Genomic DNA, 23,678 nt, shown 5'->3' on the forward strand with positions numbered 1-23,678 from the left:
GGATACCACCGTTGAGCCGCCCGTCCGGTGAACTTTTCACTCCGGCACCGGCAGCGCGGTGGTGTATTTGATTTTTTCCATGGCAAAGCTCGAGGTGACGTCGATGAGGCCCGGTACGCCGTTCACCAGACGCTTATAAAAGCCGTCGTAGCTTTTCATGTCCGCCACTTCGACCTGCATCAGGTAGTCGTACTCTCCCGCCATGCGGTAAAACGCCAGCACCTCGGGCATCTGGCTGGTCAGCTGCACAAAAGCCTGATACCACTCGCTGCTGTGCTGCTGGGTTTTGATCAGCACGAACGCCGTCAGCCCCAGGCCGAGCTTTTCATTATCCAGCAAGGCCACCCGACCGCGGATATAGCCCTCGTCTTCCAGACGCTTCAGGCGTTTCCAGCACGGCGTCGAGGTCAAATTGACCGCATCCGCCAGCGCCTGCAGCGACTGGGTGCAATCTTGCTGCAGCATGCACAGCAGCTTACGGTCTGTTTTATCTAACATAGCGGCCACCAGGAGAAAAATTTTCTCTCATTAGGCGATTAAACAGGAAAAATGGCAATCCTTTTTTCCCGCCGACAGGCTATGCTACGCCATAAATCAGCCCCCTATTCTGAGGCCAAATCATGACAAACTCTTGGGTAAAATATGCTATCGGTGAAATAGAAGCGGATTTTCAACGCTCCGCCGATACGCACCTAATTCGCCTGAACCTGCCGGCGTTTCCCGGCATCTGCCTGTACCTGAAAGATGAGAGCACCCACCCGACCGGCAGCCTGAAACACCGCCTGGCGCGCTCGCTGTTCCTTTACGGCCTGTGCAACGGCTGGATCACCGAGAACACCACCATCATCGAGGCCTCTTCCGGCAGCACCGCGGTGTCCGAAGCCTACTTCGCTCGCCTGATCGGCCTGCCGTTCATCGCGGTGATGCCGTCCTGCACCGCGCGCCGCAAGGTGGAACAGATCGCCTTTTACGGCGGCCGCTGTCACTTCGTCGATCACGCCGCCCAGATCTACGCCGCCTCCGAACAGCTGGCGAAAGAGCTGAACGGCCACTATATGGATCAGTTCACCTACGCCGAGCGCGCCACCGACTGGCGCGGCAACAACAACATCGCCGACAGCATCTTCCGCCAGATGGCGCGCGAACCCTTCCCGGTGCCGAAACACATCGTAATGAGCGCCGGCACCGGCGGCACCTCCGCCACGCTGGGGCGCTACATCCGCTATCAGGGGCACGACACCCGGTTGACGGTGGTCGATCCGGAAAACTCGGTGTTCTATGACTGCTTCCACCACGGCGATCGCACCCTGATCGGCAGCTGCGGCAGCCGTATCGAAGGCATCGGCCGCCCACGCGCCGAGCCGTCGTTCATCCCATCGGTGGTCGACAACATGCTGCGCGTGCCGGATGCTGCCAGCGTCGCTACTATTCACTGGCTGGAAGGCGTGCTGGGCCGCAAGGTTGGCGCCTCTACCGGCACCAACGTTTGGGGTGCGCTGCAGTTGGCGAAGCAGATGCGGGAAAACGGCGAGCAAGGATCGATCGTCACCCTGCTGTGCGACAGCGGCGAGCGTTACCTGGATACCTATTACAACCCGGAATGGGTCAGCAACAACATCGGCGATCTGCAGCCGTATCTGCCGCAGCTGGCGGATTTGTAACGCCAGGCGTTAGGTAAAAAAAAAGCCGGGTAGTCATACCCGGCCGGCTGTAAGGAGAACCTCATTCTTCGGGGGAATAGGTGAGGCAAGGTGAACGCAGCCAATGTTGTAAATAGTGGGCCACCGCCTGTTGCTGGCAATGGCCGATAACCGGTAGCTGCGGCAGCAGGGATTTCAGCTGCGGCAGGGCGTTGCCCATCACCACGCCGTGCCCCACCGCCCCCAGCATCTCTTTGTCGTTCATTGCGTCGCCGAACGCCATGCAGTCGGCCATCGTCAGCCCCAGATGGCGGCTCAGCCGGTCCAGCGCCGTACCCTTGTTGCAACCGAGCGGCAACACCTCCAGGCAGTCGTAGGCGGAAAAGCACAGATCGGCCTCACCACCCAGCTGTGCCCGCAGCTGCACCTGCAAGGCCAGCAATTCCTCATGCGGCGCGACAAAACACACCTTGCTGTTGCCGAACGCCGGCAGGCGGCGCACGTCGGCCAACTGAAAACGAAAGCCGCTCAGGTGATGCGCCCGCAGCATCTCTTCCGGCACGGGGAATTCGGTCAGCCAACCTTCGTCTCGGAACACATGCATGCTGGCGCAGGTGCGCCAATGATGATGCAGCACCTCTTCGGCGACCGCCGCCGGCAGATCGGTGGCATGCAGCTGTTGGCCGCGGTTGTCATACACCCGCGTGCCATTGCCGGTGATCAGGTAGCCCTGCAGCCCCAGCTGCGCCATGATCGGTTGCGCATCGAGGTAGTGCCGTCCGGTGGCGAACGTCACCACCATCTCCCGTTCCACCAGCTGGTTCAGCACCGCCAGCGTTTCCGGGCCAACCCGGTGATCCGGCATCAACAGCGTGCCGTCCATATCGAAAGCTGCCAGGCGATACATAGAGACCTCTGAATGTGAACGCGATTACAATCACTGCAGTATGGGATGGCATTTGCGGAAGTAATAGTGAACAATTTGAGAAAACTGTTCCGGATTTCTACTCATGCGCCTGGTTCACCGTCTCAGCCAATATCAACGCCTGTACCATCAGCTCGGCAGCGCGCCGGTCGCCGTGACCATCGGCGAACTGGCGGCGATGTTCTATTGCAGCGAGCGACACGCCCGCACGCTGGTGCAACAGCTGCAGGATCAAGGCTGGTTGAGCTGGCATTCGCAGCCCGGCCGCGGCAAACGCGCTCGCCTGCACTGCCTGAAAACCCCGGATGAACTGCGCGCGCAGCTACTGCAACAGCTACTGCAACAGGGCAACCATCAGGGGGCGCTGGAGATGGCGCAACTCGATCCGCAGCACCTGCAGGATCTGCTCAGCCCGCACCTCGGCGGGCAATGGCAGGCCGGCAGCCCGACGCTGCGCATTCCCTATTACCGCACGCTGGAAGCGCTCGATCCGCTCACGCTGACCGGCCGCGCCGAACAACATCTGGTGTCGACCCTGCACGCCGGGCTGACGCGCCTGATGACCGGTAACCCGGAACCGCAGCCCGATCTGGCGCACCACTGGCAGATTGACGATCGCGGCCTGCGCTGGCGCTTCTTTCTGCGCAGCCAGCTGCGCTGGCACAACGGTGAACCGCTGACCGGCCACCAGCTGCTGCAAACGCTGGAAAAACTGCAGCGCCACCCGCGTAGCCAACCCAGCTTGGCCAACGTCGCGAACATCAGCCTGCCGCATCCGTTGTGCATTCAGTTTGATCTGCAGTTGCCGGACTATTGGCTGGCCCACCGGCTGGCGGAGCTGCCTTGTCTGATGACCCATCCGGAGCTGCCGGCCATCGGCGCCGGCCCGTTCAAACTGACGTTGAATGAACCGCAGCTGGTGCGGCTAGAACAGCACGCCGGTTACCATCTGCAGCATCCGTATCTGGACACCATCGAATACTGGATCACCCCCGATCTGCCCACCGCCGGCGCCGACGCCAGCTGCCAGCATCCGGTGCGCATCACCATCGGTCAGCAAGACGATTTGGCGCAGGCCCGGCCGGTACAGCGCAGCATGAGCCTGGGCTGGTGTTATTTGGCGCTGAACCTGCGCCACGGCGTGCTGAGCGAAGCCCAGGGGCAAAAGCTGCTGATGCTGATCCAGCAGTCAGGCCTGCTGAACCATCTGCCGATCCCCAACAGCGTGATCACCCCCAGCCATGAAATGCTGCCCGGCTGGCGCATTCCCAGCCAACAGATTGAAGAAGATGTCCCCCTGCCTGCCCGGCTGACGCTGCTGTATCGGCCGCCGGTCGAGCTGGAAACAGTGACGGTCGCGCTGCAACAGCTGTTGGCGCAGCACGGCTGCGAGCTGGAGGTGCGCTACTACGCCGGCAAGCGCTGGCAAAGCGAGGAACAGATCGCCCAGGCCGACCTGCTGTTGGCGGACAACCTGATCGGCGAAGCGCCTGAGGCGACGCTGGAGAGCTGGCTGCGGCAGGATACGCTGTGGCGCGGCATCCTGACGGAAAGCCGCTGGCAACAGCAACAGGAGACGCTGCAGCAGATCCAGCAGCTGCAGGCGCAGCAACCGCGCTTCGAGCGGCTGCAGGCCTATTACCAACGGCTGATGGCCGCCGCCATCATCACGCCGCTGTTCCACTACCAGTATCAGATCAGCGCGCCGCCGCGCATGCATGGCGTGACGCTGACCGCGCACGGCTGGTTCGATTTTTGCCAGGCGTGGCTGCCGCCGCCGGTGGACGACGCACCGACCTGAGCCGAACCGCGCTGCGCCTGGCGGCCCTTTCTGCTACTATTGTCGCCGCAACGCAATTTTTATCCTGCCGCCCGAATGTGTATCGGGAATGGCCAAAGTCCAAAAAGGTGATTTTATGAAGCGCGCGGTTGTCGTTTTCAGCGGTGGACAAGACTCCACGACCTGCTTGATCCAGGCATTGCAACAGTATGACGAAGTTCACTGCGTCACGTTCGATTATGGCCAGCGCCATCGCGCCGAGATTGAAGTGGCTCAAGAGCTGTCGGTGGCCCTCGGCGCCAAAGCGCACAAGGTGCTGGACGTAACGCTGCTCAATGAGCTGGCCGTCAGCAGCCTGACGCGCGACAATATTCCGGTTCCCGCCTACGATCCCAACCAGAAAAACGCGCTGCCGAGCACCTTCGTGCCGGGCCGCAATATCCTGTTCCTGACGCTGGCGGCGATCTACGCCTACCAGGTGGAAGCGGAAGCGGTGATCACGGGCGTGTGTGAAACCGACTTCTCCGGCTACCCGGATTGCCGCGACGAGTTCGTTAAAGCGCTGAACAAAGCGGTGGTGCTGGGCATCGCTCGCGATATCCGCTTCGAAACGCCGCTGATGTGGCTGAACAAGGCCGAGACCTGGGCGCTGGCGGATTATTACCACCAGTTGGATCGCGTGCGGCAGGATACGCTGACCTGCTACAACGGCATCAAGGGTGACGGCTGTGGTGAATGCGCTGCCTGCAACCTGCGCGCCAATGGCCTGATGCAATACCGGGCCAACCAGGCGGAAGTGATGGCGGCGTTGAAACAGAAGGCCGCTCTGGCCTGAGGCAGTGACGGCGGCAACCTCTGCCGCCCGTGAGTTTACTGCGGGTTTTCCTTCAGCGTGAGCGCCTCCAGGTGCTCGCGCAATTCGCCTTCAATCGGCAGAGCCCGCTGCGTTTTCAGATCGACGCACACGAAAGTCAGCAGCGCGTCGGCCACCAGCGTCCCCGCCGGATCCTGCGTCACCTTTTGGCTCAGCACCCCGCTCTTGCCGTTGAGCTGCACCATCTGGCTGTCGATACGCAGCTTATCCCCCAATACTGCCGGGCTGCGGTAATTGATATTGATGTTCACCACGATGAAAGCGATGTTGTTTTCCGTCATCCAGCGGAACCCGGCCTCGTTTTCCAGCCACTCCCAGCGAGCCTCTTCCAGAAACTCCAGATAGCGGGCGTTGTTAACGTGCTGGTAAACATCAAGGTGATAACCGCGAACTTTGATAAAGGTTTGCATAGGGAACGATCGCTCCTGCCTGGTGATTACAGAAAGAGGGAGCCGCAGAGGCTCCCTCGCCCGTTTGGTCAACGCGCCAAACTGGTAAGACCTGTAAAATGTAGCAGAGGAGTCACGGCCTCAGCGGCATTTTGCCACGCAGCCGCGACCGGGATCACATTTTCAGCCGAGTGCGGTTCTTCTCGAACAGCGCCGGCCCGATGCCCGGCACCTCCTGCAACTGCTCAACCTGGGTGAACGGCCCGTTCTGTTCGCGGTAACGCACGATGCCTTCCGCCTTCTTCAGACCGACGCCGCTCAGGGCGGCAGCCAGCTGTTCGGCGGTGGCCTGATTGATGCTGACCGCCGCCTCTTCGGTTGCCTTGGTCATCACCGATTGCCCGCCATTGCCCGCCGGTGTTGAGAGCATCGGCGCCGGCGCATCGGCTTTATCTACCGCGGCGGCTGGCCCCGCGAGGCATAACAACAGCGCGGTCAGCGCCGCTTTGACGTGATGACGGTAACCTGATAACGCTTTTTTCTCTGTATGTTGCATGCTGTATCCTCCTTGTGTGTGACAGCACGGCTACCTTGCCGCGGCGGCGGATATTCAGCAATCGGCGGATATCAGATGTGGAAAAGGCCGCGAAAGCGGCCTTTGTTTGTTGCACTGCGTTGCAGAAAAATGCGGCGATTACTGCGGCTGTTGCTCAGCGGCGCCCATTTTGATTTTGGCTTCTTTACGCAGGCTCGCCAGCAGCGAATCGAAGGAAACGCCGGTCGCGCCCTCTTCCATCTTGCCGACGAAGGTTTTCATTTCGTCTTCCGGCAGCGTGCCTGGCTTCACCGCATCGAGTGCGATCAGCACCACGTTGTCCTGACGATCCTGCGACATGCCGTACACCGGTTTGCCGTCCTGCGGGTGCGGCAGCGCGAACACGCTCTCCACCAGCTGGCTGTCTTCCGGCGCGCGCGCCATCTTCTGCACGGCGCCAAAGCTCAGGCCGGCGGCTTTCATCGCCTCGTCGCCCTTGCCCTGCTTCAGCTCAACCAGCAGCTTCTCGCCCTGCAGCTTCGCTGCCTGCAGCGCCTTGTTGCGCTTCACCAGATCTGCCACGCGGTCTTTGACCTGGTCGAACGGCTCGATGCCTTCCGGCTTGTGGCCACTCACGCGCACCACGAAGGCGCGGTCGCCGTCTACGGTGATAACGTCAGAGTTGCTGCCCGGCGCGCCGTTCTCGCCGATCAGCGAGCCGTCGAAGATCGCCTGCACGACCGGCTTGAAGTTCAGCGCGGCGGGAATGTTGTCGCGGGTGAACCAGTCGCTTTGCGCCGCTTTCACGCCGGCCGCTTCTTCAGCCGAGGCCAGTGATTCGTTGTCGCTGGTCGCCGCTTCGCTCACCTTCTGCTGCAGCGCGTAATACGCGTCTACCGCTTTCTCCTGCTGCACCTGCTTGGCGATAGCATCATGCACTTCGCTCAGGGGTTTCAGTTTCTCAGGTTCGATGTCGTTCAAACGCACGATCAGGAAGCCGACAGAGGATTTCACCACGCCGGACAGCTGCCCTTTCTCGGTCAGGTTAGCCTGTTTCAGCTCGTCGGCGGTGGTTTCCGGCTCCAGCCAACCCAGCTCACCGCCGGTACGGCGTGAGATGATGTCGGTGGATTTCTCTTTCGCCAGGGTGGCGAAATCGGCACCCTTCTTCAGCTCGTCCAGCGCCGCGTTGGCTTCCGCCTCGGTTTTCAGCTGGATCACGCTGTAGTTTTTACGCTCTGGCTGGCCATAGCTGCTCTTGTGCTGGTCATAGTAAGCGCTGATGTCCTCTTCGCTCACTTTCACCTTGTCCTGCATGGACGCGGCGTCCAGCGGGATATAGCTCACCTTCACCTGCTCCGGAGCGATGAAGCTGTTTTTATTCTGATCGTAATACGCCTTCAGTTCGTCGTCGCCGGCGCTCTGTTTCGCCTGCAGCGCTTTCAAATCGATGGTCGCCAGGCGCACGTCGCGCTCCTGCAGCACCAACGCCGCCATCGCTTGCGATTCGGACGGCAGCACAAAGCCGGAATCGCCGAAGGCCTGGATCACCTGCTGATTGACCAATTGCTGACGCATCGACTGCGCGAAATTGTCGGCGGTGTAGCCCATGCGGCCGATCAGGTCGAGGTATTTGGCGTTATCAAACTGGCCGTTGGTCTGGAAGTAAGGCGCCTTGCGGATGGCGTCCTTGATCTGATCGTCGCTGACCGTCAGGCCCAGTTTCTTGGCGTACTGGTCGAGCAGCATGTTGTCGATCAACTGGGACAACACCTGACGGCGCATCTGCTGCATGTAGCCTTCGTTGCCGGCCAGCGCGGAGAACTGGTCACCCAGTTGCTGCTGCATGCGGCTACGCTCGCTTTGGAAAGCCTGTTCCAGCTGAGCGCGTTCGATCGTCTGACCATTTACTTTCGCAGCATAATCGCCGGAGCCGCCGATCAGGTAGTTACCCACCCCGGTCAGAACGAATGACAGGATGATCAGGGCCAGGATGATTTTGAGCACGACGTGATTGGCAGCCGCGCGTAAATTGTCCATCATAGTGTGACAACACTCCGCTGTGATGTGGATTAACAACCCTTGTGCAGGCGCGTTCCCTGCGACAAAAATAAAAAAAGCGCATCAGTCCGATGCGCCTTGTATCTTACCTTACCAGCACCGCTGCGTCAGGTGATTGTTTATTACAAAACCCTGTTACGCTAAACGGTTAGACGCTAAATCAGTTTACAGCGTCTTTCAGCGCTTTCCCTGCACGGAAGGCCGGTACTTTGGCTGCCGCGATTTTGATCTCTTTACCGGTCTGCGGGTTGCGGCCGGTACGAGCCGAACGTTCACGCACGGTGAAGGAACCGAAACCTACCAGAGCCACGTCATCCCCTGCTTTCAGAGAGTCGGTAACGGAAGCGATTACTGCGTCTAAAGCACGTCCCGCTGCCGCTTTGGAAATATCAGCACCTGCGGCAATCTTGTCGATCAGTTGTGACTTATTCACTCTATCATCCCCTCTAGAATTCTATCGTCGCACCGAAAAATCCCTACGGTTGCGACAGCGCAGCTGTTATATCAATCCCATCGAACCTTGGCAAGCCACCGACTGGGTGGCAAAACGCGGGCCGACAGAGATCTAACTTAGCGGTACAAAAAAATACTGGCAAGTCCGAAATGGCTTGCCAGTATAAGTTTTATCAATGGTTTTTGCGATTCGTCACTATTTTGCCGCTACCGGCAGTGCGCCGAAGGCCGGGTTTTGCAACGCAATGTTCAAAACTTCATCGATTCGCTGCACCGGATGAATCTCCAGATCGGCGATAACATTGTCCGGGATCTCTTCCAGATCGCGCTTGTTCTCGTAAGGGATCAGCACGGTTTTGATGCCGCCGCGATGCGCCGCCAACAGCTTCTCTTTCAGGCCGCCGATCGGCAACACCTGGCCGCGCAGCGTGATCTCGCCGGTCATCGCCACATCGGCGCGTACCGGGTTACCGGTCAGACAGGAGACCAGCGCGGTGCACATCGCGATACCGGCGCTTGGGCCGTCTTTCGGCGTCGCCCCTTCCGGCACGTGCACGTGGATGTCGCGTTTCTCGTAGAAATCGGCGTTGATGCCCAATTTCTCCGCGCGCGCACGCACCACGGTCAGCGCCGCCTGAATCGATTCCTGCATCACCTCACCCAGGGAACCGGTGTAGGTCAGTTTGCCTTTGCCCGGCACGCAGGCGGTTTCGATGGTCAGCAGATCGCCGCCCACTTCCGTCCACGCCAGCCCGGTGACTTCGCCCACGCGGTTTTCGGTATCCGCACGGCCGTAATCGACGCGCTGCACGCCCAGGTAATCCTTCAGGTTGTCGCCGTTGATCTCGATATGCTTGAGCTTCTTGTCCATCAACAACGTTTTCACCGCTTTACGGCACAGCTTAGAGATTTCACGCTCCAGGCTACGCACCCCGGCTTCGCGGGTGTAGAAGCGAATGATGCCGATGATGGCGCTGTCGTCGACCGTCAGTTCGCCTTTTTTCAGCGCGTTGCGCTCAAGCTGCTTCGGCAGCAGGTGCTGCTTGGCGATGTTGAGCTTCTCGTCCTCGGTGTAACCCGACAGGCGGATCACTTCCATACGGTCCAGCAGCGGCGCAGGAATGTTCATCGAGTTCGAGGTGGCAACGAACATCACGTCGGACAGATCGTAATCGACTTCCAGGTAGTGGTCGTTGAACGCCACGTTCTGTTCCGGATCCAGCACCTCCAGCAGAGCGGAAGCCGGATCGCCGCGCATGTCGGAAGACATCTTGTCGATCTCATCCAGCAGGAACAGCGGGTTCTTCACCCCAACCTTAGCCATCTTCTGGATCAGTTTGCCTGGCATCGAACCGATGTAGGTACGACGGTGACCGCGGATTTCCGCTTCGTCACGCACGCCGCCCAGCGCCATGCGCACGTACTGGCGACCGGTCGCTTTGGCGATCGACTGCCCCAGTGAGGTTTTACCCACGCCCGGTGGCCCCACCAGACACAGGATCGGCCCCTTGATTTTGCTGACGCGGCTCTGAACCGCGAGGTACTCGAGGATGCGATCCTTGACGCGCTCAAGGCCGTAGTGATCGGTATCGAGCACTTCCTGCGCCTTGTTCAGGTCTTTTTTCACCTTGCTGCGCGCATTCCACGGCACCTGCAGCATCCAATCGATGTAGCCGCGCACCACGGTCGCTTCCGCCGACATCGGCGACATCATCTTCAGCTTTTGCAGTTCCGCTTCGGTTTTCTCGCGCGCCTCTTTCGGCATTTTCGCCGCATCGATCTTGCGCTTCAGCGCTTCGTGCTCGTCCGGCGCGTCGTCCATTTCGCCCAGTTCTTTCTGAATCGCCTTCATCTGCTCATTCAGATAGTACTCGCGCTGGCTCTTCTCCATCTGCTTCTTGACGCGGTTGCGGATACGTTTCTCAACCTGCAGCAGGTCGATCTCCGATTCCATCATCGCCATCAGGTATTCCAGACGCTCGGTGATGTCGGACATCTCGAGCACCGACTGCTTGTCGCTGAGTTTCAGCGGCATGTGGGCGGCGATGGTGTCCGCCAGGCGCGCGGCGTCGTCGATGCTGTTCAGTGAGGTCAGCACCTCCGGCGGGATTTTTTTGTTCAGCTTGATATAGCCTTCAAACTGATTGATCGCGGTGCGCACCAGCACTTCCTGCTCGCGCTCGTCGATCGATGGCGACTCCAGGTATTCCGCCTGCGCGGCGAAATGCTCACCGCTGTCGGACAGCGTAGTGATGCGCGCGCGCTGCAGCCCCTCGACCAGCACTTTTACCGTGCCGTCCGGCAGCTTCAGCATCTGCAGGATCGACGCTACGGTGCCAACCGAGAACAAGTCGTTAATGCCAGGTTCATCCGTTGAGGCCTCTTTCTGTGCCACCAGCATGATCTTCTTATCGTGATCCATTGCGGCTTCGAGGCACCGAATCGATTTTTCCCGGCCAACAAATAACGGGATCACCATGTGCGGATAAACCACCACGTCGCGCAATGGCAGGACGGGGATTTCAATGCGTTCGGAACGCTCAGGGTTCATAGAGCTCTCTCTTAGTTTAATTTCCGCCAGGTTGAGGGGGAATCTCATGAGACGCAAGCATCTAACGTTTCATAAAATCTGGTTAATGAGTATATGGGGATGAATCTCTTACATTCAACGGCAAGAATGCAGGAAAAAGAAATGGGGGATGAAATCCCCCATTTTGCTGATAACGCTCTGGTTTGACTGGCTAATTATTCGCCAGATGCCTGGGCTTCCGGCTTGCCGTAAATCAGCAGCGGCTTGGATTGGCCGGCGATCACCGACTCGTCGATCACCACTTTGTCTACGCTGTCCATCGACGGCAGATCGTACATGGTGTCGAGCAGCGCACCTTCCACGATGGAACGCAGGCCGCGGGCGCCGGTTTTGCGCGCCATGGCTTTCTTGGCGATGGCGTTCAGCGCTTCGTCACGGAACTCCAGCTCCACGCCTTCCAGGTTGAACAGCGCCTGGTACTGCTTGGTCAGGGCGTTCTTCGGCTCTTTCAGGATCTGAATCAGCGCGTCTTCGCTCAGTTCGCTCAGGGTCGCCACGACTGGCAAACGGCCGATGAACTCAGGGATCAGCCCGAATTTGATCAGGTCTTCCGGTTCGGCCTGCAGCAGCAGTTCGCCTTCGGTCGCCTTCTCGGACTCGCCCTTGACGGTCGCGCCGAAGCCGATGCCGGAGCCGGTGTTGACGCGCTGACCGATCACCTTATCCAGGCCGGCAAATGCGCCGCCGCAGATAAACAGGATCTTGGAGGTATCGACCTGCAGGAACTCCTGCTGCGGATGCTTGCGCCCGCCCTGCGGCGGAACCGCGGCGATGGTGCCTTCAATCAGCTTCAGCAGCGCCTGCTGCACGCCTTCACCCGAGACGTCACGCGTGATCGACGGGTTGTCGGACTTGCGGGAAATCTTATCGATTTCATCGATATAAACGATGCCGCGCTGCGCTTTTTGCACGTCATAGTCACATTTTTGCAACAGCTTCTGGATAATATTTTCCACGTCCTCGCCCACGTAACCAGCTTCGGTCAGCGTGGTGGCGTCGGCCATGGTGAACGGCACGTCCAGGAAACGCGCCAGCGTTTCCGCCAGCAGGGTTTTACCGCTGCCGGTCGGGCCGATCAGCAAGATGTTGCTCTTGCCCAACTCGATACCGTTGCTGGTATCGCCGTTGCGCAGGCGTTTGTAGTGGTTGTACACCGCAACCGCCAGCACTTTCTTCGCCTGCTCCTGGCCGATGACGTAGTCATCCAGGTGGTGGCGGATCTCGTGCGGCGTCGGCAGCGCACTGCGCTCACGATGCGGGGCAACTTCTTTAATCTCTTCGCGAATAATGTCGTTACACAGATCGACACATTCATCGCAGATATACACTGACGGCCCGGCAATCAGCTTACGCACTTCATGCTGGCTTTTGCCGCAAAAAGAGCAGTACAGCAGCTTTCCTGAACCGTCTTTGCGCTTATCTGTCATCAGTCAAACCTCTTCTTTAGTCTTGTCCCGCAGGAAAATCACGGCGGCAGTGCGCCCAAACTCATATCGGGAACGCCGAGGGGCTACAACAGAGCGAGCCCCTGCCCACTCTGATTACTATAGTCCATTGGCGCCGCGTGGTTCTAGCTGCGGTGTGTCAGAATGCCGTCAACCAGGCCGTATTCCACGGCTTCTTCCGCGGTCATAAAGCGATCGCGCTCGGTGTCGCGTTCGATCTGCTCCAGCGGCTGGCCAGTATGCTCGGCCATCAGTTCGTTCATGCGCGCTTTCACCTTGAGGATTTCACGCGCGTGGATTTCGATGTCCGTAGCCTGGCCCTGGTAGCCGCCCAGCGGCTGGTGAATCATCACGCGCGAGTTCGGCAGGCAGAAACGCTTGCCTTTGGCGCCGGCGGTCAGCAGGAAGGAGCCCATCGAGCACGCCTGGCCCATACAGATGGTGCTGACGTCCGGCTTGATGAACTTCATGGTGTCGTAAATCGACATGCCCGCGGTAATTACCCCACCCGGCGAGTTGATGTAGAGGTAAATGTCTTTTTCCGGGCTTTCCGCTTCGAGGAACAGCATTTGCGCCACGATCAGGTTGGCCATGTGATCTTCCACCTGGCCGGTCAGGAAAATGATGCGCTCTTTCAGCAGGCGGGAATAGATGTCGTAAGAACGCTCCCCGCGTGAAGTCTGCTCTACCACCATCGGCACCAGCGCCATGTTCGGTGCAAATTGATCTCGTTCGCCACTGTATGACATTACCGTCTCCTAATAGAAATTGCCTTGGCGGCCAGGGTGTCACCCTAATACGCCGATTCTACTTGAGAACGGCCATGATGACTATGCTCAAGCATTCGACCCGCGCCACACGTACCCGACGGTTATTTCATCCCGCGCACTTTGGCAAACAGCCCCAGAATTATTCTTTACAGATTGGGGGAGCCCGGCGCGATTTCAAGCCCAGAGGCCGATTTTCTCCGCGCGCCGAAAACGATGCCGTTAATCTGACCGTTATCATGCCAGCCAGTTCCCCAGGCAACAGGGTAAATATAGTGCATATTGCCCCGTTTAACCTGAGATTAATCAGCAACGTGGCAAAAAGAAAAGCCCGCAACCTGAGGTTGCGGGCTTTTTCATCGTGCGCCGGTTCGCCAGGCGAAACCGGAGGCGCCGTTCATTGCGCCCGGCACGCCGGCATTACGCCTGTTGAGTCTGGTTCATCAGCTCGCTGAAGGTAGTGGCTTTTTCTGTCACTTTCGCTTTTGCCAGCAGGGCTTCAACCGCTTGCTCTTCCAGAGCCACGTTGCGCATGTTGTTCATCAGCTCTTTGTTTTTGCTGTAGAACTCGATGACTTCGCTTGGATCTTCGTAGGCAGAAGCCATTTCTTCGATCAGCGTCTTCACGCGGTCTTCGTCAGCTTTCAGATCGTTGGTGCTGATCACTTCGCCCAGCAGCAGGCCAACCACTACGCGGCGTTTCGCTTGCTCTTCGAACAGCTCGCGTGGCAGTTCCAGCGCTTGCTTCTCGTTGCCGCCGAAACGCTGTGCAGCCTGACGACGCAGTACGTCGATTTCGCCGTCGATCAGGGCAGCTGGCACGTCGATTTCGTTCGCGCTCACCAGGCCATCGATCGCCTGAGACTTGATGCGGTTACGCACGGCGCCTTTCAGCTCGCGCTCCATGTTCTTGCGAACTTCGGTGCGCAGGCCGGCAACGGAACCGTCCGCCACGCCGAAACGTTTGATGAACTCTTCGGTCAGTTCCGGCAGTTCGCGCTCTTCAACTTTCTTCAGCACGATAGCGAATTTGGCCGCTTTGCCCTTCAGGTTTTCCGCGTGGTAATCTTCCGGGAAGTTCACGTCGATGGAGAACTCTTCGCCCGCTTTGTGACCGACCAGACCTTCTTCGAAGCCTGGGATCATGCGGCCCTGGCCCATTGCCAGCACGAAGTCAGACGCTTTGCCGCCTTCGAACTCTTCACCGTCGATAGAACCGGTGAAGTCAACGGTCACGCGATCTTCAGCTTCCGCTGCGCGATCGGTTTCTTTCCAGGTCGCCTGCTGCTTGCGCAGGGTGTCCAGCATCGCGTCGACGTCTTCGTCGTTCACTTCGACCACAGGTTTTTCAACTTCGATGTTTTCCAGGCCTTTCAGCTCAACTTCTGGATACACTTCGAATTCAACGGCGAAAGTGAAGTCTTCACCTTCTTTGTACTCGCCCGGCACGTAGTTTGGTGCGCCGGCCGGATTAATCTTTTCTTTGATGATCGCATCAACGAAGCTGCGCTGCATCGCTTCGCCCAGCACGTCCTGACGAACAGAAGCGCCGTAACGCTGTTCCACGATGTTCATCGGCACTTTGCCTTTGCGGAAGCCGTCGATACGCACGCTTTTCGCTGCGTTGATCAGCTCTTTCTTCACCGCCTGCTTGATAGTATCAGCCGGTACAGTAATAGAGAGACGGCGCCCAAGGCCTTGAGTGGTTTCTACTGAAACTTGCATCTTGTTACCTCAAAAAAATCACAGTGCTCGGTCAACTCCGTTCCAAGAACCAGGACGGCTACAGATAAGAACCGAGTTCCCTGATGACAGAAGCGTCCCGAAACCATTCCGGAAAAATAAGACGCGACATTATAGCGGCGCATGCGTGGCGAGTCGAGGAAAGCTAGGCGGCGCAGGCGCGCTAAAACTCACACTTTTGCCGATTCGATCGCCAAAAGGCCGCCAAAACAGACCGAACGTTGGCCACATTGCGCGTCGGCCGTGTCGTCGTCAAAAACAGAAACGGCCCGCAGGCCGTTTCAAAATTCGTCAGTAGTAATACCCTAATTCAAGGGCAAAGTTCCACTGATACCTGAAAATTTCCCCCTCAGGCCAGCGTCCCAGCGCCGCGGCACGGCGGCGAGGCCGGCACGGTATCCTGCAACCCTTCCCACTCCTTGAGCGTATAGGTGTGCAGCGCCAGCGCGTGTACGCCGTCCGCCAGCTCCTCCGACAGCACGCCGTAGATGGAACGGTGGCGCGTCAAAAAACGTTCGCCGACGAAGCGATCGCTGACCAATACCACTTTGAAATGGCTTTCTGAACCCGCCGGAACGTTATGACGATAGCTTTCATCAACGACTTCCAGATACGCGGGCTCAAACGCCGCCCTTAACTTTGCTTCTATTTGCTCGCGAATCATAGGATCTCCTTACAACACCGGCAGAGGACCGTGCCCATCTAGTTCAATATTAGCCGGTTTTCCCCCGTTTAGACCATCGCAGGGACAAATTTCTCTTTTCTGCGGTCAAATGATGAGCGCTATCCCCGTCGCTTGGGGGATTATCCGATTGAGCGGGACAAAAAAGCGTGTTTTTATCAACGGCAGGTAAAAATTTGTCACTCTGGCGCCTTCCGCGCTTCCACCGCACGGCGGCGATGCTATGATGTCGGCAATTTGTTGTCGGCTATCCCACTCTGATTATTGCTAAATCCATCGAGAATGAGACAGAAAACATGTTAAAGAAACTTTGTCTTCCTTTGCTGGCCGCCCTGCTGCTGGCCGGCTGCGCAACCAGCAGCAACACCCTGAACGTCACGCCGAAAATCGTTCTGCCGCAGCAGGATCCTACCCTGCAGGGCATCACCGTCAGCATCAACGGTGCGGATCAGCGTACCGACCAGGCGCTGGCCAAGGTAAACCGCGACGGCCAGCTGGTCACGCTGACGCCATCGCGCGATCTGCGTTTCCTGCTGCAGGAAGTGCTGGAGAAACAGATGGGCGCACGCGGCTACATGATCGGCGCCGACGGCCCGGTGGCGCTGCAGATCGTCGTCAATAACCTGTACGCGGACGTCTCCGAAGGCAACCTGCGCTACAACATCACCACCAAAGCCGACATCTCGATCATCGCCCAGGCGAAGAACGGCAACAAGCAGGTGAAGAATTACCGCTCGACCTATAACGTGCAGGGCGCCTTCACGGCGACCAACGAGAAGATCACCGACGCCGTCAACTCCGTGCTGGGCGACGTGATCGCCGACATGGCACAGGACACCAGCGTCAACGATTTCATCAAGCAAAACGCGCGCTAATCACCGCACCTTGCGCCGCCCGGCGGATCGGGCGGCGCAGACAGGGAACTCATGTCGAAACACTATCTGAACATCTTCACCCAGCGTAACTCCGCCATTCTGCTGCTGCTGGGCTTCGCGTCGGGTCTGCCGCTGGCATTGACCTCCGGCACGCTGCAAGCCTGGATGACCGTCGAAAATATCGATCTGAAAACCATCGGCATCTTCTCGCTGGTGGGCCAGGCCTATGTCTTCAAATTCCTCTGGTCGCCGTTCATGGACCGCTATACCCCGCCGTTCCTTGGACGGCGCCGCGGTTGGCTGCTGATCAGCCAGTTACTGTTGGTGGTCGCGATCGTGGCGATGGGCTTCATGCAACCCGCGCAGCACCTGTGGTGGCTGGCGGCGTTGGCGGTGCTGGTGGCGTTCTGCTCCGCCTCGCAAGATATCGTGTTCGACGCTTATAAAACCGACCTGCTGAAAGCCGAAGAGCGCGGCACGGGTGCGGCGATATCGGTACTGGGTTATCGGCTGGCGATGCTGGTTTCCGGCGGCCTGGCGCTGTGGCTGGCGGATCGCTATTTCGGCTGGCAAGCCACCTACTGGCTGATGGCCGGGTTGATGCTGATCGGCGTGGCCGCCACACTGCTGGCGCCGGAGCCGGATGAAAGCATCCCGGCGCCGCGCACTATGGAACAGGCGGTCGTCGCGCCGCTGCGCGATTTCTTCGGCCGCAACAACGCCTGGCTGATCCTGCTGCTGATCGTGATGTACAAAATGGGCGACGCCTTCGCCGGCAGCCTAAGCACCACGTTCCTGATCCGCGGTGTGGGGTTCGACGCCGGTGAAGTCGGGTTGGTGAACAAAACCCTCGGCCTGTTCGCTACCATCGTCGGCGCCCTGTTCGGCGGTGTGCTGATGCAGCGTCTCAGCCTGTTCCGTGCGCTGATGCTGTTCGGCGTCCTGCAGGCAGTCTCCAACCTCGGGTATTGGATCCTGGCGGTGACCGACAAGAGTCTGCTCACCATGGGCAGCGCCATCTTCCTCGAAAACCTGTGTGGCGGCATGGGCACCGCGGCCTTCGTGGCACTGCTGATGACGCTGTGCAACCGCTCGTTCTCCGCCACTCAGTTCGCGCTGCTGTCGGCGTTGTCCGCCGTAGGACGCGTCTATGTCGGCCCGATCGCCGGCTGGTTCGTCGAAGCCCATGGTTGGCCGCTGTTCTATCTGTTCTCGATCGCCGCCGCCCTGCCGGGCTTGCTGTTGCTCGGCATCTGCCGCCAGACGCTGGAACACACCCAGCAGCATGGTGACTTTATGCCGCGCACCGAGTTTTCAGAATCTTACCGTTGGGCGCTGCGCTTGCTGACGCTAGGCTGTTCGTTGCTGGGTCTGTGGTTGCTGTTGCTGATCGCCAATGCGCTGGACTGGGCACAGGCACCGCTGTTGGCCGATCGGCTGCTGCAGGTCGGCGCCGCGCTGAGCCTGCTCGGCGTCGCAATGGGCAGCACGCTGGATTACCTGGCGTTGCGCCGCACCCGTTTGGCATAACCTGACCGGCCGGCGATTTCGCCGGCCGAAAAAAAAGCGATCCGAGGGTATATTTATTTCGCTAAAAAAAGATAATCGGCGCGGAAATTATTTTTTTATCCGACTGCGGCGCTCGGAAATAAAATTAAATTCACCTTTAAGACACAATTATTTTACATTAAATAAACCTTTTCTGCGTATTTCCCCGCCGCGCATTTCTTCGCCAAATTCATCATACCTTTAGTTTTCCTTAACATACAGGCTGCTCGTCACGATTCAGCGTGCCAACGCGTTGTTGTCATTAGTAAATTGTCACGCAGGGTTACATCTGTGACCCCCTTAACAGAAAGTGTCAACAAGCCGCTGACACTCCCTTAAGCATGTTTACAGTACTGCAACCTTCCCGTAAAATGCCCGCACACATGAAACGACAATTGAGCCTTTGTTATTGAGGTCGTTAGATGAGACTTAAGAAATACAATAAAAGTATTGGGATGCTGTCATTAATCGCAGCCACTGTATTGCTCAGTGGTTGCGATATGGTTTTGATGAATCCCAAAGGAGCAATTGGTGTTGAGCAACGGACACTGATTATCACTGCAATCGCGTTGATGTTGATCGTGGTGGTGCCAGTTATCTTCATGGCGTTCGCCTTTGCCTGGAAGTATCGCGCTTCCAACAAAGACGCCAAGTACAGTCCGAACTGGGCCCACTCCAACAAGATCGAAGCGGTCGTCTGGACCATTCCTATCATTATCATCGCCATCCTTGGCACCATTACCTGGAAGACTACCCACGAACTCGACCCGTTCAAGCCGATTGTCACCGACAAGAAGCCGATGACGATCGAAGTGGTGTCGCTCGACTGGAAATGGCTGTTCATCTACCCGGAACAAGGCATTGCGACGGTTAATGAGCTGGCTTTCCCGAAAGATGTTCCAGTCGAATTCAAGATCACCTCTAACTCGGTAATGAACTCGTTCTTTATCCCGCAGTTGGGTGGACAGATTTATGCGATGGCCGGCATGCAGACCAAACTGCACCTGATCGGCAACGAAGCCGGTGCCTACAAGGGCATCTCCAGCAGCTACAGCGGCGCAGGCTTCTCCGGTATGAAATTCACCGCGATCGTTACCCCGACCGAAGGCGACTTCGATCAGTGGGTGGCCAAGGTGAAGGCATCGTCTAAAAACCTGAACACCACCGACGACTTTAACAAACTGGCAGAGCCGAGTGAAAACAACCCGGTTGAGTACTTTGCCGCTGTCAAACCGAATTTGTTCAAAGAAACAATTGCCAAATTCATGGGCGACATGGATATGCACAAGGGCGCTGGCGCGCACGAAGGCATGGACATGAGCCAAGGTATGGACATGGGTGAACATGCTGCTCACGCCGGAGCCGAGGAATAACTGATGTTGGGAAAATTAACACTTGATGCGGTTCCGTACCACGAACCGATCATCATGGTCACCGTAGCCGCAATTATTGTCGGGGGCCTGGCAGTGCTGGCGCTGCTGACCTATTTCGGCAAATGGAAGTGGCTGTGGAGCGAATGGCTGACTTCGGTCGACCATAAAAAAATTGGTATCATGTACATCGTCGTGGCGATGGTCATGCTGCTGCGCGGCTTCGCCGACGCCATCATGATGCGTAGCCAGCAGGCGTTGGCGTCCGCCGGCGAAGCCGGGTTCCTGCCGCCGCACCACTACGACCAGATCTTCACCGCGCACGGCGTTATCATGATCTTCTTCATGGCGATGCCTTTCGTAGTCGGCCTGATGAACGTCGTGGTACCGCTGCAAATCGGTGCGCGCGACGTTGCCTTCCCGTTCCTGAACTCCCTGAGCTTCTGGTTCTTCGTGGTGGGCGTTGTGCTGATCAACATCTCCCTGGGGGTCGGTGAGTTCGCTCAGACCGGTTGGCTGGCGTATCCGCCGCTGTCGGGTAAAGAGTACAGTCCTGGCGTCGGGGTCGATTACTGGATCTGGAGTCTGCAGATTTCCGGTCTGGGTACCCTGCTGACCGGCGTGAACTTCTTCGCCACCATTCTGAAGATGCGCGCCCCTGGCATGCCTCTGATGAAGATGCCGGTGTTCACCTGGGCGGCACTGTGTACTAACGTCCTGATCATCGTTTCTTTCCCAATTCTGACCGTCACCATCGCGCTGCTGACCCTGGATCGCTATCTGGGCACCCATTTCTTCACCAATGATATGGGCGGCAACATGATGATGTACATCAACCTGATTTGGGCCTGGGGTCACCCAGAGGTGTATATCCTGGTTCTGCCGGTGTTCGGCGTGTTCTCCGAAGTCACCGCAACCTTCTCCAGAAAACGCCTGTTCGGCTATACCTCACTGGTATGGGCAACCATCGCGATTACCGTTCTGTCGTTCATCGTCTGGCTGCACCACTTCTTCACCATGGGGTCCGGCGCGAACGTTAACGCCTTCTTCGGTATCGCCACCATGATCATTTCCATCCCGACCGGGGTGAAAATCTTCAACTGGCTGTTCACCATGTATCAGGGCCGTATCAAGCTCAACTCCGCGATGCTGTGGACCGTTGGCTTCATCATCACCTTCTCCGTGGGTGGTATGACCGGCGTTCTGCTGGCGGTACCGGGCGCGAACTTCGTGCTGCACAACAGCCTGTTCCTGATCGCTCACTTCCACAACGTCATCATCGGCGGCGTGGTGTTCGGTTGCTTCGCGGGCCTGACCTACTGGTTCCCGAAATCCTTCGGCTTCACGCTGAACGAAAAATGGGGCATCCGCGCGTTCTGGTTCTGGATCATCGGCTTCTTCACCGCCTTCATGCCGCTGTACGCATTGGGCTTTATGGGCATGACCCGTCGTATCAGCCAGAACATCAACCCTGAGTTCCACCCTCTGCTGCTGGTTGCAGCCGGCGGTGCGGCGCTGATCGCCTGCGGCATCCTGTGCCAGCTGACCCAGATCTTCGTCAGTATCCGTGACCGCGAACAGAACCGCGATCTGACCGGTGACCCATGGGGTGCTCGTACTCTGGAGTGGTCAACCTCGTCTCCACCGCCATTCTATAACTTTGCCGTAGTGCCACAGATCCATGACCGTGATGAGTTCTGGGACATGAAAGAAAAAGGCGAAGCGTATAAGAAACCGGCTAAATACGAACCGATTCATATGCCTAAGAACACCGGCGCCGGCGTTATCATCGCCTTCTTCAGCCTGGTATTCGGTTTCGCAATGATTTGGGAAATCTGGTGGATGGCTCTGGCCGGCTTCATCGGTATGATCGTTGTCTGGATCGGCAAGAGCTTCGATCACGATGTTGACTACTATGTGCAGGTTGATGAAATCGAGCGCATTGAGAACCAACACTACGAACAAATCCGTAAAGCAGGCGTGAACCATGTCAACTGAAACTCTGACCAATCATAACGCAGCCCATGCAGAGCATGGGCACCACGACGCAGGAGAGACCAAAGTCTTCGGATTCTGGATCTACCTGATGAGCGACTGTATTTTGTTTGCGAGCTTGTTCGCGACTTATGCAGTCCTGGTGAACGGGACCGCTGGCGGTCCCTCAGGCAAAGACATCTTCGACCTGAAGTTTGTCCTGGTCGAAACTTTCCTGCTGTTGTTCAGCTCCATCACCTACGGCATGGCGATGATCGCCATGAACAAAGGTAAAGTTGGCGGTGTAAACACCTGGTTGTTCCTGACCTTCCTGTTTGGTCTGGGCTTCGTGGCGATGGAAATCTATGAATTCCATCACCTGATCGCCGAAGGCTTCGGTCCGGATCGCAGCGCGTTCCTGTCCAGCTTCTTCGCGCTGGTCGGCACCCACGGTCTGCACGTGACTTCTGGCCTGATTTGGATCATCGTGCTGATGATTCAGGTGAGCAAGTTCGGCCTGACCGCGACCAACAAAACTCGCCTGATGTGCCTGAGCCTGTTCTGGCACTTCCTGGACGTGGTCTGGATCTGCGTATTTACCGTTGTCTACCTGCTGGGGGTTATGTAATGAGCCATTCATCCCATGAAACCTCTCACGGCGGCGCAAGCCACGGCAGCGTGAAGTCATACCTGATCGGCTTTATCCTGTCGATCATCCTGACGGTAATTCCATTTGCGATGGTAATGAACGGCTCCGCCTCTCATTCCACCATCCTGGCGGTTGTTGTCGGTATGGCGGTTATCCAGGTGATTGTTCACCTGGTTTACTTCCTGCACATGAACACCTCATCGGAAGAGCGCTGGAACCTGGTGGCATTGCTGTTCACCGCTATGATCATCGGTATCGTTGTTGTAGGTTCACTCTGGATTATGTACAACCTCAACATCAATATGATGGTCGATTAAGAGCTGAGCTGCACGTGATGATTAAGCAATACCTGCAAGTCACTAAACCAGGAATTATTTTCGGCAATTTAATTTCTGTCGTCGGGGGATTCCTGCTCGCTTCCAAAGGGAGCATCGACTATCCCCTGTTTCTCGCCACCCTGGTGGGTGTCTCGTTGGTGGTCGCGTCGGGCTGTGTGTTTAACAACTACATCGACCGCGACATCGACAAGAAAATGGAGAGAACGAAGAATCGGGTGCTGGTAAAAGGCCTGATCGCGCCGAGTGTCACCCTGGTTTATGCGACCGCTTTGGGTATTGTGGGCTTTGCGTTGCTGTATATCGCAGCCAACCCGCTGGCCATGTGGCTGGCGGTGATGGGCTTCGTGGTTTATGTCGGCGTTTACAGTCTGTACATGAAACGCCACTCGGTCTACGGCACGCTGATCGGCAGCCTGTCGGGCGCCGCGCCGCCGGTTATCGGCTACTGCGCGGTGACCAACGAGTTCGACGCCGGCGCGTTGATCCTGCTGGCTATCTTTAGCCTGTGGCAGATGCCGCATTCTTATGCGATCGCTATCTTCCGCTTTAAAGATTACCAGGCGGCCAACATTCCGGTCCTGCCGGTGGTAAAAGGCATTTCCGTCGCCAAGAACCACATCACGGTCTACATCCTGGCATTTATGATCGCCACGCTGATGCTGACCCTGGTAGGTTATGCCGGCTACAAGTACCTGATCGTCGCTGCGGCGGTGAGCGTATGGTGGCTGGGCATGGCGCTGCGCGGTTACAAGACCGAAAACGACAGCGTCTGGGCGCGTAAACTGTTCGTGTTCTCCATCGTCGCCATCACCTCGCTGAGCGTGATGATGTCGATCGACTTCAGCGCCACGGCGGCGCCTGAAGCGCTGGTGACCTACGTTTGGTAAGCCAAATCATCTGTGAATGGGCCGCTTTTGCGGCCCATTTTATTTGTCACGCCGAAAAGCGGCCAAACTGTAATATCTGTTAAACAACATTCGATTTACCCCCCCTGCCCTGCACACTAAAATGACGCAGCTTTACAGAAATCATGCCATCAG

21 protein-coding genes are annotated in these 23,678 nt (G+C 57.7%); 10 read left to right on the forward strand and 11 right to left on the reverse strand.

The genetic code is table 11. The features are described 5' to 3' along the window. Positions 1-36: 36 nt before the first annotated feature. Complete coding sequence (locus BVU99_RS12625; RefSeq protein WP_004940330.1) at positions 37-498, reverse strand: Lrp/AsnC family transcriptional regulator; 462 nt, start codon at positions 496-498, stop codon at positions 37-39. A 122-nt stretch (positions 499-620) separates the two neighbouring features. On the opposite strand from BVU99_RS12625, the gene BVU99_RS12630 reads away from it, so the two are divergent. Next, the gene (locus BVU99_RS12630; protein ID WP_099817492.1) at positions 621-1,661 is read left to right on the forward strand and encodes a PLP-dependent cysteine synthase family protein; all 1,041 of its coding nucleotides are present in this window, start codon (positions 621-623) and stop codon (positions 1,659-1,661) included. A 61-nt stretch (positions 1,662-1,722) separates the two neighbouring features. Here the strand turns inward: BVU99_RS12630 and cof are convergent, their stop codons facing one another. Then, positions 1,723-2,547 carry an HMP-PP phosphatase gene (cof, locus tag BVU99_RS12635; protein ID WP_025301772.1) on the reverse strand — a complete coding sequence of 275 codons (825 nt, stop codon included), beginning with the start codon at positions 2,545-2,547 and terminating at the stop codon, positions 1,723-1,725. Between the two features lie 103 nt (positions 2,548-2,650). On the opposite strand from cof, the gene BVU99_RS12640 reads away from it, so the two are divergent. Further along, positions 2,651-4,366 (forward strand): SgrR family transcriptional regulator, encoded by a 1,716-nt coding sequence (locus tag BVU99_RS12640; RefSeq protein WP_025301771.1) that lies wholly within the window; start codon positions 2,651-2,653, stop codon positions 4,364-4,366. A gap of 115 nt (positions 4,367-4,481) precedes the next feature. Then, complete coding sequence (gene queC / locus BVU99_RS12645; protein WP_049296013.1) at positions 4,482-5,180, forward strand: 7-cyano-7-deazaguanine synthase QueC; 699 nt, start codon at positions 4,482-4,484, stop codon at positions 5,178-5,180. A gap of 35 nt (positions 5,181-5,215) precedes the next feature. Here the strand turns inward: queC and BVU99_RS12650 are convergent, their stop codons facing one another. From BVU99_RS12650 to bolA, 9 genes are all read right to left on the reverse strand, one after another. Continuing rightward, positions 5,216-5,629, reverse strand: coding sequence for a YbgC/FadM family acyl-CoA thioesterase (locus BVU99_RS12650; protein WP_099817491.1), 414 nt, complete (start codon positions 5,627-5,629; stop codon positions 5,216-5,218). 154 nt (positions 5,630-5,783) lie between these two features. Then, positions 5,784-6,164, reverse strand: coding sequence for a helix-hairpin-helix domain-containing protein (locus BVU99_RS12655; protein WP_043135650.1), 381 nt, complete (start codon positions 6,162-6,164; stop codon positions 5,784-5,786). Positions 6,165-6,302: 138 nt separating this feature from the next. Next, complete coding sequence (gene ppiD / locus BVU99_RS12660; protein ID WP_049209308.1) at positions 6,303-8,186, reverse strand: peptidylprolyl isomerase; 1,884 nt, start codon at positions 8,184-8,186, stop codon at positions 6,303-6,305. A 178-nt stretch (positions 8,187-8,364) separates the two neighbouring features. Beyond that, the gene (gene hupB, locus BVU99_RS12665) at positions 8,365-8,637 is read right to left on the reverse strand and encodes a nucleoid-associated protein HU-beta (protein WP_004940351.1); all 273 of its coding nucleotides are present in this window, start codon (positions 8,635-8,637) and stop codon (positions 8,365-8,367) included. 216 nt (positions 8,638-8,853) lie between these two features. Continuing rightward, positions 8,854-11,208, reverse strand: coding sequence for an endopeptidase La (lon, locus tag BVU99_RS12670; RefSeq protein ID WP_025301766.1), 2,355 nt, complete (start codon positions 11,206-11,208; stop codon positions 8,854-8,856). Between the two features lie 194 nt (positions 11,209-11,402). Next, positions 11,403-12,674, reverse strand: a complete 1,272-nt coding sequence (gene clpX, locus BVU99_RS12675; RefSeq protein WP_004940354.1) for an ATP-dependent protease ATP-binding subunit ClpX — start codon at positions 12,672-12,674, stop codon at positions 11,403-11,405. A gap of 143 nt (positions 12,675-12,817) precedes the next feature. After that, positions 12,818-13,441: an ATP-dependent Clp endopeptidase proteolytic subunit ClpP gene (gene clpP / locus BVU99_RS12680; protein WP_004940356.1), complete on the reverse strand. Its 624-nt coding sequence runs from the start codon at positions 13,439-13,441 to the stop codon at positions 12,818-12,820. Positions 13,442-13,879: 438 nt separating this feature from the next. Further along, the gene (tig, locus tag BVU99_RS12685) at positions 13,880-15,184 is read right to left on the reverse strand and encodes a trigger factor (RefSeq protein ID WP_004940358.1); all 1,305 of its coding nucleotides are present in this window, start codon (positions 15,182-15,184) and stop codon (positions 13,880-13,882) included. A 367-nt stretch (positions 15,185-15,551) separates the two neighbouring features. After that, complete coding sequence (gene bolA, locus BVU99_RS12690) at positions 15,552-15,866, reverse strand: transcriptional regulator BolA (RefSeq protein WP_004940361.1); 315 nt, start codon at positions 15,864-15,866, stop codon at positions 15,552-15,554. 314 nt (positions 15,867-16,180) lie between these two features. Here bolA and BVU99_RS12695 point away from each other — a divergent pair, with 314 nt between their 5' ends. The 7 genes from BVU99_RS12695 (at position 16,181) to cyoE (ending at position 23,525) form a co-directional block, all read left to right on the forward strand. Next, positions 16,181-16,759, forward strand: a complete 579-nt coding sequence (locus BVU99_RS12695; RefSeq protein ID WP_033634001.1) for a lipoprotein — start codon at positions 16,181-16,183, stop codon at positions 16,757-16,759. 51 nt (positions 16,760-16,810) lie between these two features. Continuing rightward, positions 16,811-18,289 (forward strand): muropeptide MFS transporter AmpG, encoded by a 1,479-nt coding sequence (gene ampG / locus BVU99_RS12700; RefSeq protein WP_025301764.1) that lies wholly within the window; start codon positions 16,811-16,813, stop codon positions 18,287-18,289. A 440-nt stretch (positions 18,290-18,729) separates the two neighbouring features. Continuing rightward, entirely contained in the window at positions 18,730-19,680 is a 951-nt protein-coding gene (gene cyoA / locus BVU99_RS12705; protein WP_025301763.1) for a cytochrome o ubiquinol oxidase subunit II, read from the forward strand. A gap of 3 nt (positions 19,681-19,683) precedes the next feature. Continuing rightward, positions 19,684-21,675, forward strand: coding sequence for a cytochrome o ubiquinol oxidase subunit I (gene cyoB, locus BVU99_RS12710; protein WP_025301762.1), 1,992 nt, complete (start codon positions 19,684-19,686; stop codon positions 21,673-21,675). Continuing rightward, entirely contained in the window at positions 21,665-22,279 is a 615-nt protein-coding gene (locus BVU99_RS12715; RefSeq protein WP_004940367.1) for a cytochrome o ubiquinol oxidase subunit III, read from the forward strand. Before cyoB ends, BVU99_RS12715 begins: the two co-directional genes overlap by 11 nt. Continuing rightward, positions 22,279-22,617, forward strand: coding sequence for a cytochrome o ubiquinol oxidase subunit IV (locus BVU99_RS12720; RefSeq protein ID WP_016928864.1), 339 nt, complete (start codon positions 22,279-22,281; stop codon positions 22,615-22,617). Before BVU99_RS12715 ends, BVU99_RS12720 begins: the two co-directional genes overlap by 1 nt. Before the next feature lie 17 nt (positions 22,618-22,634). Further along, entirely contained in the window at positions 22,635-23,525 is an 891-nt protein-coding gene (gene cyoE, locus BVU99_RS12725; RefSeq protein ID WP_025301761.1) for a heme o synthase, read from the forward strand. The last annotated feature ends 153 nt before the right edge of the window (positions 23,526-23,678 follow it).

The sequence above is a fragment of the Serratia sp. OLAL2 genome (genome assembly GCF_002752475.1).
Taxonomy (GTDB): domain Bacteria; phylum Pseudomonadota; class Gammaproteobacteria; order Enterobacterales; family Enterobacteriaceae; genus Serratia; species Serratia bockelmannii.